The organism is Neorhizobium sp. NPDC001467, assembly GCF_050275975.1.
Classification (GTDB): Bacteria; Pseudomonadota; Alphaproteobacteria; order Rhizobiales; family Rhizobiaceae; genus Neorhizobium.
In genome coordinates, this window is sequence record NZ_JBNNPS010000006.1 from 63,802 (window position 1) to 76,947 (window position 13,146).

Annotated in this window: 14 protein-coding genes; 9 read left to right on the forward strand and 5 right to left on the reverse strand. The window is 60.9% G+C overall.

What is annotated here, in order from left to right:
* The 5 genes from ugpE to rsmI all read right to left on the reverse strand — a co-directional run bounded on the left by ugpE (position 1) and on the right by rsmI (position 4,570).
* A complete protein-coding gene (ugpE, locus tag ACQKKX_RS13740; RefSeq protein ID WP_427571291.1) occupies positions 1-849 on the reverse strand; it encodes a sn-glycerol-3-phosphate ABC transporter permease UgpE in 849 nt (282 codons plus the stop codon).
* 9 nt (positions 850-858) lie between these two features.
* Entirely contained in the window at positions 859-1,743 is an 885-nt protein-coding gene (gene ugpA / locus ACQKKX_RS13745) for a sn-glycerol-3-phosphate ABC transporter permease UgpA (protein ID WP_427571293.1), read from the reverse strand.
* Between the two features lie 99 nt (positions 1,744-1,842).
* Positions 1,843-3,156, reverse strand: a complete 1,314-nt coding sequence (ugpB, locus tag ACQKKX_RS13750) for a sn-glycerol-3-phosphate ABC transporter substrate-binding protein UgpB (RefSeq protein WP_427571599.1) — start codon at positions 3,154-3,156, stop codon at positions 1,843-1,845.
* 129 nt (positions 3,157-3,285) lie between these two features.
* Positions 3,286-3,666 carry a YraN family protein gene (locus tag ACQKKX_RS13755; protein WP_427571295.1) on the reverse strand — a complete coding sequence of 127 codons (381 nt, stop codon included), beginning with the start codon at positions 3,664-3,666 and terminating at the stop codon, positions 3,286-3,288.
* On the reverse strand, positions 3,641-4,570 hold the full coding sequence (rsmI, locus tag ACQKKX_RS13760; protein ID WP_427571296.1) for a 16S rRNA (cytidine(1402)-2'-O)-methyltransferase: 930 nt from the start codon (positions 4,568-4,570) through the stop codon (positions 3,641-3,643). Before rsmI ends, ACQKKX_RS13755 begins: the two co-directional genes overlap by 26 nt.
* Positions 4,571-4,823: 253 nt before the next feature.
* Between rsmI and dnaN the strand changes: the two genes are divergently transcribed.
* The 9 genes from dnaN to ACQKKX_RS13805 all read left to right on the forward strand — a co-directional run bounded on the left by dnaN (position 4,824) and on the right by ACQKKX_RS13805 (position 12,878).
* Entirely contained in the window at positions 4,824-5,942 is a 1,119-nt protein-coding gene (gene dnaN / locus ACQKKX_RS13765; RefSeq protein ID WP_427571297.1) for a DNA polymerase III subunit beta, read from the forward strand.
* Positions 5,943-6,081: 139 nt separating this feature from the next.
* Positions 6,082-6,675, forward strand: coding sequence for a phospholipid N-methyltransferase PmtA (gene pmtA, locus ACQKKX_RS13770; RefSeq protein WP_427571298.1), 594 nt, complete (start codon positions 6,082-6,084; stop codon positions 6,673-6,675).
* Between the two features lie 5 nt (positions 6,676-6,680).
* The gene (locus ACQKKX_RS13775) at positions 6,681-7,274 is read left to right on the forward strand and encodes a histidine phosphatase family protein (protein WP_427571300.1); all 594 of its coding nucleotides are present in this window, start codon (positions 6,681-6,683) and stop codon (positions 7,272-7,274) included.
* Positions 7,271-7,981, forward strand: coding sequence for an orotidine-5'-phosphate decarboxylase (gene pyrF / locus ACQKKX_RS13780; protein ID WP_427571302.1), 711 nt, complete (start codon positions 7,271-7,273; stop codon positions 7,979-7,981). Before ACQKKX_RS13775 ends, pyrF begins: the two co-directional genes overlap by 4 nt.
* 26 nt (positions 7,982-8,007) lie before the next feature.
* Entirely contained in the window at positions 8,008-8,295 is a 288-nt protein-coding gene (locus tag ACQKKX_RS13785) for a DUF1330 domain-containing protein (protein WP_427571304.1), read from the forward strand.
* A 188-nt stretch (positions 8,296-8,483) separates the two neighbouring features.
* Complete coding sequence (locus ACQKKX_RS13790) at positions 8,484-9,464, forward strand: complex I NDUFA9 subunit family protein (protein WP_427571306.1); 981 nt, start codon at positions 8,484-8,486, stop codon at positions 9,462-9,464.
* Positions 9,465-10,121: 657 nt separating this feature from the next.
* Positions 10,122-10,814 (forward strand): glutathione S-transferase family protein, encoded by a 693-nt coding sequence (locus ACQKKX_RS13795; RefSeq protein ID WP_427571307.1) that lies wholly within the window; start codon positions 10,122-10,124, stop codon positions 10,812-10,814.
* On the forward strand, positions 10,795-12,006 hold the full coding sequence (queG, locus tag ACQKKX_RS13800) for a tRNA epoxyqueuosine(34) reductase QueG (protein WP_427571309.1): 1,212 nt from the start codon (positions 10,795-10,797) through the stop codon (positions 12,004-12,006). Before ACQKKX_RS13795 ends, queG begins: the two co-directional genes overlap by 20 nt.
* On the forward strand, positions 12,006-12,878 hold the full coding sequence (locus ACQKKX_RS13805; protein ID WP_427571310.1) for an SDR family oxidoreductase: 873 nt from the start codon (positions 12,006-12,008) through the stop codon (positions 12,876-12,878). The genes queG and ACQKKX_RS13805 overlap by 1 nt, the downstream gene beginning before the upstream one ends.
* Positions 12,879-13,146 lie beyond the last annotated feature (268 nt).

Genomic DNA, 13,146 nt, shown 5'->3' on the forward strand with positions numbered 1-13,146 from the left:
TTACTTCTCCGTTTCTGTCAGGCCGCGGATGAAAAGCCGCTGCATGAAAATGACGATCAGGATGGGGGGCAGCATGGCCAGAACCGAGCCCGCCATCACGTAATTCCAGGCGATCACGCCGTCCTGCGCCGTGACCATGCGCTTCATGCCCATCATCAGCGTGTAGTAGCTGGTGTCGGTGGTCACCAGGAGCGGCCACAGATACTGCACCCAGCCATAGATGAAGAGGATGACGCAGAGCGCGCCGATATTGGTGCGCGACAGGGGAAGCAGGATGTCCCAGAAGAACTTCATCGCGCCGGCACCGTCTACCCGCGCCGCTTCCAGGATCTCATCCGGGACGGTCATGAAAAACTGGCGAAACAGGAATGTCGCGGTGGCGGATGCGATCAGCGGAATGGTAAGGCCGGCCCAGGAGTTCAGCATGCCGAGATCGGCGACGATCTTGTAGGTGGGCATGATGCGCACTTCGACGGGCAGCATCAGCGTCACGAAGATGATCCAGAAGGCGAGCACCCGGAAGGGAAAGCGGAAATAGACGATCGCGAAGGCCGAGGTGATCGAGATCAGGATCTTTCCGACGGTGATGACCACCGCCATTACCAGCGAGTTCAGCGCCATATGCGAATAGTTCGGCAGGCCATGGGCGGCCGAGACATTGGTCAGGATGGCCGAATAGTTCTCGATGAAATGCGATCCCGGCAGCAGCGGAACGGAGCCGGTCAGCAGGGTCTGCAGGTCATGCGTGGAAGCGACGAACGCGACATAGACCGGCAGCGCCACGACGGCAAAGCCGAGGATCAGGAACGCATGGGTGAGAAAGGTCAGGAATGGGCGGTTTTCAACCATGGTCGATCCTCAATATTGCACGCGGCGTTCGACATAGCGAAACTGCACGAAGGTCAGCACCATGACGATCAGCATCAAGAGAACCGATTGGGCCGAGGACGAACCGAGATTGAGGCCGATGAAGCCATCCTGATAGACCTTGTAGACCATGATGTTGGTCGACTGGGCGGGGCCGCCATTGGTGGTCGCATCGACGATCGGAAACGTGTCGAACATGGCGTAGTTCACATTGATGATGAACAGGAAGAATGTGGTGGGCGATAGCAGCGGCAGGGCGATGGTGAAGAAGCGCTTGACCGGACCGGCACCATCGATCGCGCCCGCCTCCATCAGCGCATGCGGCACCGATTGCAGGCCGGCGAGGAAAAACAGGAAATTGTAGGAGATCTGCTTCCAGGCGGCGGCGATGATGATGAGAATCATCGCATGCGTGCCGTTGAGATCATGGTTCCAGTTGATGCCGAACCGTGACAGGAAAAAGGGCATGATGCCGGTCGAGGTGTTGAACAGGAACCACCAGAGCACGCCGGCAATGACCGGGGCGACAGCGTAAGGCCAGACGAGCAATGTCGTGTAGATGCGCGACGTGCGCGTGAGCCGGTCTACGGCGGCGGCAAAGGCGAGGCCAAGCCCCATCGATAGGATCGTGACGGCAACCGCGAAAACGCTGGTGCGCAGCAGGCTGTCGAGATAGTTCGGATCGGCAAGAAGCCGCTTGTAATGGGTCAGCCCGACAAAGACCGTCGAGAAACCAAAGGGGTCCTCGCGCTCGACGGAGGATTTGACCGCCTGCGCGGCCGGCCAGATGAAGAACACCAGGGTGATGATCAGCTGTGGTGCCAGAAGAAGATAAGGCAGCAGCTTGTTGTTGAATGTCGTTCGTTTGGTATCCATGCGTCCGTCCGCTCGAGCCTGCATCGTCAGGTTGCGATGTCCCGCAAACAAGGAGAGGACCGGCCAGGCCGGTCCCCTCCCTCATGTCAAAGCCAATGATCAGTTGGCGGCCTGGAACTCGCGCAGGATGGTGTTGCCACGCTCGACGGCACTGTCGAGAGCCTGCTTGGCGTCCTTCTTGCCCGACAGGAGCGACTGGAACTCTTCATCCACGACGGTGCGGACCTGAGCGAAGTTGCCGAAGCGAACGCCCTTGGAATTTGCCGTCGGCGTGCCGCGCATGATCTGCTTGATCGAGACGTCCGAACCCGGGTTCTTTTCGTAATAGCCTTGGCTCTTGCCAAGCTCGTAGGCAGCGTTGGTGATCGGCAGGTAACCGGTGAACTGGTGCCAGTCGGCCTGGACTTCCGGCTTCGACAGGTAGGAGAAGAACTTTGCAACGCCCTTGTAGGTCGCATCGTCCTTGCCGTTCAGGACCCAGAGGGTGGCGCCGCCGATGATGGAGTTTTTCGGCTCCTTGGTCTCATCGTCATAGTAAGGCAGCGGCGCGAAGCCCGGCGTGAAGTTCTTGGCGTTGTTGATGACGCCGGCGCGACCCGCCGACGAGTTCATCGTGATGGCACATTCCTGGGCGTAGAACATGGTGGCTGCCTGGTCGCCGCCGACCGGGCCGCCGTACTTGAACAGGCCTTCGTCCTGCCACTTCTTCAGGTTGGCCCAGTGCTTGACCTGCAGGTCGCCATTGAATTCGAACTTGGTGTCGAAGCCGCCAAAGCCGTTTTCAAGCGTGCCGAACGGCTTGTCGTGAATGGCCGAGAGGTTTTCGGTCTGAACCCAGGTGATCCAGGCGGAGGTGAAGCCGCACTTGGCAGCGCCGGAGGACACGATTTTCTTGGAGAATTCCGCGACTTCGGCCCAGGTCTTCGGAGCGACTTCCGGATCGAGGCCAGCCTTCTTGAAGACGTCCTTGTTGTAATACATGATCGGGGTCGAGGAGTTGAAGGGCAGCGACAAAATGTTGCCCTCGGTATCCGAGTAGTAACCAGTGACCGGCGCCAGGAAGGACTTGGTGTCGAAGGCTTCGCCCTGATCGGCCATCAGCTTGTAGACCGGGTAGACGGCGCCCTTGGCGGCCATCATCGTGCCGGTGCCGACTTCGAAAACCTGCACGATGGCCGGCTGCTGCTTGGCGCGGAAGGCGGCGATCGCTGCGTTCAGGGTTTCCGGATAGGTGCCCTTGTAGGTCGGAACGACTTTGTATTCGGACTGGCTTTCGTTGAACTTCTGGGCAACTTCTTCCAGCTTCTTGCCAAGCTCGCCACCCATGGCGTGCCACCAGGTGACTTCGGTCGCTGCCAGCGACGTGGTTGCAGACAGCGCGACTGCGGCAGCAGTCAGAACAAGCTTCTTCATCATGGGAAAGACCCCTCTCCGCCGGTTAATGGTGAGGGAGGGATAGTGGCCTTGTGTGACGGCAAAGCTACGAATTCATGACAGAAAGATTACAAGACCTCGAGCCCCTTGCACAGCAGTGCATTTCTTTCAGAAAGCATCTTGAAAGTGCTGCGGAAAACGGCCGGGCAGCACGGCGATCACGTCGTAGCGCAGGGTGAGACGATGGGTGTCCTGCCTGCGCGATAGCCACTGATGGGAGGCGGAACGGATGCGGTTCTGCGTCTCGTAACCCACCGCATCGATCGCAAGGCCTGCCTGTCGGCGCGCCTTGACCTCGACGAAGACAACGAGATTGCGGCTGCGGACGATGAGATCGATCTCGCCGCCCCGGGTCCTGTAGCGCATGGCCAGGACCCTGTAACCCTTAAGCACGAGGAAAAGCGCCGCCAGATATTCGGCCCAATGGCCGCGGCGTTCGGCGCGACGGCGATCCTGCCGTCGATCAGGTTTCCGACTGGCCCGGACCATCCTCTCCCTTCAGGGCGATCAGGCGCCCATAGAGATCCTTTTTCGACAGGCCGGTGAGACGCGCCGCCTCGGCCGCCGCCTTCGATGTTTGCATGGTGGTGGCGAGCTCGCGCAGCAGAACGTCCACTTCAACGGCACCCGGTACGTCGTCGTAATCCGGCGGACCGATGACGAGGACGATCTCGCCCTTCACCGTGCGGTCGTCGTCATTATAATAGTCGGCCAGTTCGCCAAGCGTGCCGCGGCGAAACTCCTCGAATGTCTTGGTCAGCTCACGGCAGACGCAGGCCTCGCGGTCGCGGCCCAGAACGTCGGCGGCCGAAGCAAGCGTTGCAGCGATGCGGTGCGGGCTTTCAAAGAAGATCAGCGTCGAAGGGATCTTCGACAGTTCGGCAAGACGGTCGCGACGGCCCTTTTCCTTGACCGGCAGGAAGCCGGCAAACAGAAACGCATCCGAGGGCTGGCCTGAGCCGACCAGTGCCGCGAGCGGCGCAGACGCGCCAGGGATGGGGACAACGCGAAAACCGGCCGCAATCGCCAGCTGCCCCAGCCGATAACCGGGATCGGAGACCAGTGGCGTGCCGGCATCCGAAACCAGCGCCACCGACCTGCCGCCTTCCAGCGCCGCCAGCAGTTTTGGTCCCGCCTCGTCGGCATTGTGCTCGTGATAGGCATAGGGCTTGTTGACGATGCCGAAACGGTCGAGCAGCACGCGGGTGACACGCGTATCCTCGCAGGCAAGAACATCGGCTCCGGCCAGGGTTTCGAGCGCGCGTAGCGTGATATCGCCAAGATTGCCGATCGGGGTTGCGACCAGATAGAGCGCGGGCTCCAGCGGCCGGGCGGGCACGAATGTGTTTGCGACCCGGTAACCGCGCGTTGCCGTCTTCGTCTCTTCCGTCAATTTCGTCTCGCTTTCATGCTGTCTTTCCGCCTTTATGGGCGAGCCGCCGTGGTTCGGCAAGCCGGGGCTGGCGCCGGTTTTCTGTGCGCATCATCCGCCCCGGCGTCGAATTGGCACGGCCGGTGCCGCCACCCTCTTGCGTTTGCGCGCCAATGTCTGCCATTTTGCCCCTCCACATCCATCCGCCGACCGGCGGACGACAATAACATGCGGTCCGGTTCCCGGTCCGGCACGGTCGAAAGCGATAGCGTCCATGCGTATTACTCTTGAGCGGTCCAACCTTCTGAAGTCGCTGAACCACGTTCACCGCGTGGTCGAGCGCCGGAACACGATCCCGATCCTGTCGAACGTGCTGATGCGCGCATCCGGCGCCAATCTCGAACTGAAAGCCACCGACCTCGATCTCGAAATCACCGAGGGCGTCCCGGCGATGGTGGAACAGGCGGGCGCAACCACCGTGCCGGCGCATCTTCTTTACGAAATCGTGCGCAAACTGCCGGACGGTTCGGAAGTCATGCTGGCAACGACGCCGGATGGCGGCTCGATGACGGTGCAGTCCGGCCGTTCGAAATTCTCGCTGCAGTGCCTGCCGGAATCCGATTTCCCCGATCTGACTGCCGGGACTTTCAGCCACACGTTCAAGCTGAAGGCGACCGATCTGAAGATGCTGATCGAGCGCACCCAGTTCGCGATCTCGACGGAGGAGACCCGCTATTACCTGAACGGCATCTTCTTCCACACGATCGAGGCTGCGGGTGCACTCAAGTTGCGCGCGGTCGCGACCGATGGCCACCGTCTGGCACGCGCCGACGTCGAGGCTCCGTCCGGGTCGGAAGGCATGCCTGGCATCATCATTCCGCGCAAGACCGTCGGCGAACTTCAGAAGCTTGTCGACAACCCGGAAATCGTCGTCACCGTCGAACTGTCGGATGCAAAGATCCGCCTGACGATCGGCGAGATCATCATGACCTCGAAGCTCATCGATGGCACGTTCCCGGATTACCAGCGCGTTATCCCGACCGGCAACGACAAGGAAATGCGCGTCGATTGCCAGAGCTTTACCCGCGCCGTCGATCGCGTTTCGACCATCTCGTCGGAGCGCGGTCGTGCCGTCAAACTGGCACTGACCGAAGGCCAGTTGACACTGACCGTCAATAATCCGGATTCGGGCAGCGCCACGGAAGAAGTTGCTGTCGGCTATGAAAACGATCCGATGGAAATCGGCTTCAACGCCAAATACCTGCTTGACATCACCGCCCAGCTGTCCGGCGAGGACGCCATCTTCATGCTCGCCGATGCGGGTTCACCGACGCTGGTGCGCGATACGGCGGGCGACGATGCGCTCTATGTCCTGATGCCGATGCGCGTCTAGGATCCTTCAAAGGCGGCTTTGACAGCCGCCTTTTTCGCGCCGTTTTCTTCCCCCTTCGTACGGCCGGTCGCTTCGCGCCTTGTTTTGGCGACATTTGCGCCCACATAAAACACTGCGAAACAGCGAGGAGACAGCCGGGATGGAACTGCGTTTGAAGGAACGGCTCGGCCGCAGGTTTGACGAGGAAATCCGTTTCTTCAAGGGCTGGATGGATGGTCCGAAAAGCGTTGGCGCGATCTGCCCGACCTCGTCCGTCACCGCTCGGCGCATGGCCAGCGTCATCACCCCCTCCTCCGGCCTGCCCGTTCTCGAACTCGGGCCCGGCACCGGCGTCATCACCAAGGCGATCCTCGAGCGCGGTATCGCGCCTGAAAACCTGGTGTCGATCGAGTTCTCGACCGATTTCTACCAGAACCTGGTCAAGGAATATGACCGGGTCCACTTCATCAATGGCGACGCGTTCGATCTCAGCAAGACCTTGGGCGACAAGAACGGGGTGATCTTCGACAGCGTCATCTCCGCAATCCCGCTTCTGAGCTTTCCGATGGAGCGCCGCATCGCCCTGATCGAGGATCTTCTCGACCGCATGCCGGCGGGCCGGCCGGTGATCCAGATTACCTACGGCCCGGTTTCGCCGGTCATAGCCAAGCCAAGCAGCTACAAGATCAAGCATTACGATTTCGTCGTGCGCAACATTCCGCCGGCGCAGCTCTGGGTCTATAGCCGCGACTGAACGCGTTGAGTTTCGCGCTTTACATCACGCACCCGCAGGTACGGATCGATCCGACCGTGCCGGTGCCCCTTTGGGGCCTTTCCGATCTCGGACGGGCGCGGGCCGAACAGGCCGCCCGTTGTGGCTGGGCAAGACAGCTGGGCCGGGTCATTTCCAGCGACGAAACGAAAGCCATCGAAACCGCCGCGATCCTGGCTGCCGCCGCCAATGTCGCGACGATGATCGTTCCCGACACCCGTGAGAACGACCGCTCCGCAACCGGCTTCCTTTCGCCGCCGGAGTTCGAAAAGGCCGCCGACCTGTTCTTCGCCCATCCGAACGACAGCTTTAGGGGATGGGAACGGGCAATCGATGCACAGGCGCGGATCGTGTCCGCCCTCGAGCGTATCCTTTCCGATCACGATCCGGACGTCCCGATCGCCTTCGTGGGCCATGGCGGCGTCGGAACGCTTTTGAAATGTTATTTGGCCGCCAAGCCCATTTCCCGCGACGGTGACCAGCCTGCCGGCGGCGGCAATCTGTTCTGCTTTGATCTTGCGAACCGCGCCATCTCGTGCGACTGGACCCCAATCGAAAGCTGGCAGGGAGTTAGGCCATGAGCGCGCGTGACCGATTGATCGTAGGCCTGGACATTCCCACGATCGCCGAAGCCGAAGCGATGGTTGTGACCCTCGGCGACGCCGTTTCCTTCTACAAGATCGGACATCAGCTGGCCTTTATCGGAGGTCTGGAACTGGCCCGCGATCTTGCCAAGGACGGCAAGAAAGTCTTTCTCGACATGAAACTGCTCGACATCGACAACACGGTGGCGAAGGGTGTCGAGGCGATTGCCGGCATGGGCATGACCATGCTGACGCTGCACGCCTATCCGAAGGCGATGCGCGCCGCCGTCGAGGGTGCCAAGGGCTCCGATCTCTGCCTTCTCGGCGTCACCGTGTTGACCTCGATGGATGCTGGCGACCTGACCGAAGCCGGTTATGCGCATACGCCGCAGGAACTGGTTCGCATCCGTGCGACGCAGGCTCGCGAAGCCGGCATGGGCGGCGTTGTCTGTTCGGCAGAGGAATCCGCGATCGTGCGCGGCATTGTCGGCCCGGACATGGCGATCGTCACGCCCGGCATTCGCCCCAAGGGCGCCGAAGCTGGCGACCAGAAGCGTGTCGTAACCCCCTACGACGCCCTGAAAGCGGGTTCGACCCATCTCGTCGTGGCCCGCCCGATCGTCAAGGCCGCCGAGCCGAAGCAGGCGGCCCAAGCCATTCTGGAAGAGATGCAGCAGGCGCTTCAGCCTGCGAACGGCGCCTGAGCGCCAGACCGAGCGAGGAGAAGGCAATGCCGAAAGGATACTGGATTGCCCGCGTCGATGTGCGCGATGCCGAACGCTACAAGGATTATGTCGCAACCGCCAGGCCTGCCTTCGAGCGGTTCGGGGCGGTCTTCCTTGCCCGCGGCGGTCCGGTCAGCCATCTCGAGGGCGAGGCCCGCAGCCGCAATGTGGTCATCGAGTTTCCCTCCGTTCAGGCGGCGATCGACTGCTACAATTCGCCGGAATACCAGGCGGCCGCGAAAATCCGCCAGGAGGTCGCCGACGCCGACATGCTGGTCGTCGAAGGCGTCTGACGCGCGAGCCATTGCGCTCGAGCGCCGCCGGCATTGGGGCGCTGCATCAAGGCGCATGACCTTCAGCCGCGCATCTTCACGAATGCCTGACATTGCATTCGCAGGCGCCACGCAACCACTTCACCTGTCGTCGCGTTTCCGCTAAGAGAATGCGACAACCCGCCACAGGCCCATTCCCGGAGCATGCCATGACCGTGTCCAATCTTCCGCCGCTCGTCACCGTTTTTGGAGGTTCGGGCTTTGTCGGGCGTTATGTCGTGCGGGCTCTGGCGAAGCGCGGCTACCGTATTCGCGTGGCAGTGCGCCGTCCCGATCTTGCGGGCTTTCTGCGTCCCGATGGCTATGCCGGCCAGATCGCGCTGATGCAGGCCAATCTGCGCAATCGTCAATCGGTGGAGCGTGCCGTCGCCGGCGCCTCGCATGTCGTCAACTGCGTTGGCATCCTGTTCGAAAGCGGAAAGAACGGGTTTGATGCGGTTCAGGATCTGGGCGCCAAAACCATTGCCGAAGCAGCAGCGTCCGCCGGTGCCAGGCTTACCCATATTTCCGCCATCGGCGCCGATGTAAAATCCGCCTCATCCTATGCCCGCACGAAGGCCCGCGGCGAGCTGGCCATTCTGGAAGCGTTGCCGGAGGCGGTGATCCTGCGTCCGTCGATCATCTTCGGCAAGGAAGACAATTTCTTCAACAAATTTGCCGCCATGGCCCGCAACCTGCCGTTCCTGCCACTGATCGGCGGCGGAAACACGAAATTCCAGCCGGTCTTCGTCGGCGATGTCGCGGAAGCCGTGGCCCGGACGGTCGACGGCACGGTCGCGTCCGGCCTGACCTACGAGCTCGGTGGACCGGAAGTGATGACCTTCCGCCAGTGTCTTGAGACGATCTTGCGCGTCACCTGCCGCAAGCGCGGTTTCGTGTCGCTGCCGTTCGGCATCGCTTCGCTGATCGGCGGCGTCGCTTCGAAAATCCCGTTGATCACGCCACCGCTGACGGCAGATCAGGTCACGCTGCTGAAGACCGACACCATCGTTTCCGAGGCGGCCCGAAGCGAAGGCCGTACGCTTGCCGACATGGGCATCCAGCCGACGCTGCTTGGCAATGTGCTTCCCCATTACGTGGTGCATTACCGCCCGCAGGGCCAGTTCACCAATACCGGCAAGGCGGCTTGACGCGCCATTCGATCACGGCGGCAGAATCTAGAGCGCAGGCAAACCATGCCTGCGCTTTGTGCGTTCTACGCGGGACAGTGTGATAGAAACAACGCTTAGAGAAATAGGATCGCCTTAACCATCGATTCAGTAGAATTCCCTATTGTGTGTTTGAAATCCGGGCAATAAACCGCAGGCTCCCGGATTTCAGGAAAGCCATTCTTACCGTGACAGACGTACCTTCCTCCGAAAGGCAAAATTCCATGGGCAAGTCCATCGCACTGTTTTTTGCGTGTGCGGCATTGATCATTCTCGCAGGCTCTTTCATGGCGCCCGGCACGGTTGCCGCCGGAAAGGGTTCCTGCGCACCCGCCTATGGTGTAGACCCCTGCAGTACGGGGTCGATCGCGCGCTGAACGCGCTGACAGCACGATTTCGATCAAAAAGGGTAAGCGGTGTGCCGCTTGCCCTTTTCTTTTGGCTGCCGACTGCATGATTATTAACGCCACCATATTTATCTTGACCATTTTTTTGAAAAATTAACTTAAAGCCGCGACACTTGCTCCTTACGGCCGCTGGTCTGGTAATTGGGCACAGTCGCCTTATGTCAGCCACATTGGGGATCTGGAGCTGTTCTCCCGCTTCCACTGATAATTGCAGTCCAACAACCGAGTCCCGATGCCCACGCTCTACCATCACCCCATGTCGTCTGCGTCCCGGTTCGTACGGCTTATCCTCGCCGAATACGGTTTTCAGACCGACCTCGTGGAAGAGCAGACCTGGGAAAAGCGACGGGAATTTTTGGCGCTTAATCCGGCCGGTACGCTTCCTGTTTATGTCGATGACAATATGCGGGTCCTGAGCGGTCCGAACGTGCTGCTTGAATTTCTCGATGAGACCCACGGCGTTCTGAAGCGCGAGCGTCGGCTGCTCGCCGAAGATCCTTTTCAGCGCGCGGAGATCCGCCGCCTGACCGAATGGTTCCTGTTGAAAATGGAACGCGACGTGACGCTGCCGCTGACCCGCGAACGGGCCTACAAGCTGCAGATGACGGCCGCGCAGGGTGGCGGTGCACCGGATTCGAAAGTGCTGCGCACCTCGCGGGCCAATATTCGCCAGCATATGAAATACCTGTCCTGGCTGGCCGGCTCCAGGCCTTGGCTTGCTGGCGAACGGCTGTCCTATGCCGATCTTGCCGCAGCCGCCTCGCTCTCGGTTCTCGATTATCTCGGCGAGATCGATTGGCAGGAGACACCGATCGCCAAGGAATGGTATCAGAGGCTGAAATCGCGGCCGTCCTTCCGGCCGCTTCTTGCGGAACGTGTCCGCGGCCTAACCCCGGTGTCCCATTATGCGGATCTCGACTTCTGAGACGAAACAGCAGGCCGCGCGGGCAGAGGCTCCGCCGCGGCAGGATGTTCGCTCGGAAAAGGATCGACTGTACGCCAGCCGGCTAACCGCCCTTATCCGCGCCGAGGCGCAGGCGCAGGGTTTTGACCTCTGCCGCGTCACCGCACCCGACAGCATTCCGCAGGCCCCTGCCCGCCTTGTCGAATTCGTCGACGCCGGCCGGCATGGCACGATGAGCTGGATGGAGGAAACAAGCGAACGTCGCGGCGATCCCAAGGTTCTGTGGAGCGATGTGCGCTCGATCGTGATGTTCGGCATGAATTATGGTCCGGACGAGGACCCGCGCGCACTTCTGTCCAGGCCCGACCGGGGCAATATCTCCGTCTATGCCCGCAATCGGGATTACCACGACGTCATCAAGGGACGCTTGAAGGAAATCGCCACACGCTTTGCCGCTCGCGCCGGTGTGGATGTGAAAGTGTTCGTTGACACGGCGCCGGTCATGGAAAAGCCGCTGGCGGCTGCCGCCGGGCTTGGTTGGCAGGGCAAGCACACCAATCTCGTTAGCCGCACGCATGGCTCATGGCTGTTTCTCGGCAGTCTTTTCACCACTGCCGATCTCGATTTCGACGAGCCCGAGCGCGATCACTGCGGCTCCTGCCGCGCCTGTCTCGATGCCTGCCCGACGAACGCCTTTCCCGCCCCATACCAAATCGACGCCCGGCGCTGCATTTCCTATCTGACGATCGAGCATAAGGGCTCGATTTCCCCGGACCTTCGGCCGCTGATCGGCAACCGCATCTATGGCTGCGACGACTGCCTGGCCGCCTGTCCGTGGAACAAATTTGCTGCCAGTGCCAGCGAGATGAAGCTGCGGGCCCGCGAGGACCTGAAGGAACCCTCTCTGGCCTTTCTGCTGACCCTCGATGATCCGCAGTTCCGCAGCTTCTTCAGTGGCTCGCCGGTCAAGCGCATAGGCCGCGCCAGATTTGTGCGCAATGCGCTGATCGCCGCCGGCAATTCGGGCGAGCGCAGCTTCATCGACATCTGCATCGCGTTGTCCCGCGACCCTTCAGCGACCGTGCGCGGCATGGCCGTCTGGGCATTATCGCGATTGATGACGCGTGACGAATTCGAACGGTTCGCCGCTGCCCGCGTTATCGACGAGGATGCCGAAGTCGAAGCGGAATGGGCGATCGCAGGAGCGGCGTGATGCAGGTCATGATCTTTGGGGCGGGTTATTCCGGGCAGGCGATAGGCGCGGCAACCCTTGCCCGAGGCAAGGCCGCGGCAGGCACCACCCGCGGCCCTGACAGACTGGCGCATCTCGGCAGCCGCGGCATCATTCCTTATCTCTATGATGGCGAGCATTTGTCGCCCGTGTTGCGCGGCGCCATGCTTACCACTACGCATCTCGTCCAGTCGATCCCGCCAGGATCCGGGGGTGACAGCCTGCTGCGGCTGACCGAAGGCGATCTCAAGCGGTGGTTTCCGGCTTTGACCTGGGTCGCTTACCTCTCGACCGTCGGCGTCTACGGCAACCACGATGGAGCCTGGGTCGACGAGACGACGCCCTGCCAGCCCAAATCCGCACGTGCGGTGGAGCGGGTTAGGGCCGAAGCGGCATGGCGTGAGGCTGGACGAGCAGCCGGCATCCCCGTTGCCATCCTGCGGCTTGCCGGCATTTACGGTCCCGGCCGCAACGCGCTGGTCAATCTCCATCGCGGCACGGCGCATCGCATCATCAAGAAGGATCAGGTCTTCAACCGCATCCGGGTGGAAGACATCGCCAACGCGACGATGTTCTTGGCCTCTTCCAACCGGGCAGGCATTTTCAATGTCACCGACGACGAACCGGCCCCGCCACAGGATGTGGTGAGTGAAGCTGCTCGCCTGATGGGCGTGCAGCCGCCCCCGGAACAGGACTTCGAGACCGCCGACATGCGGCCTATTGCGCGCTCCTTCTACGGCGATAACAAACGCATCTCCAACGCGGCTTTGCGCAACCTTGGATTTCAATTTGCTTTCCCGAATTACCGCTCGTCGCTGGCCGAGCTATGGTCGTCCGGTCGCTGGTTTGGGTGATTGTTGCGGCCATGCTGCCCGTGGTAAAATCGCAGGGACTGGATGGATTTTCTCCCCAAAGCCTTCGCCGCGGTCATAAATTCTTAAAGATCTGGGCGGTCTCCCACAGAAAATCCATAAGTGGGGCAGTTTGAAACGGCCTTACGCAAAATTTTTTTCAGCGTTTTCTGTGAACGGCGGCGGCGGCGGGATCCGAGTGAATGGTTTTGCGATATCTACTGATTTTACTGCGATTCTGGCGGGTCCGTTCATAATTCATCAACCATAA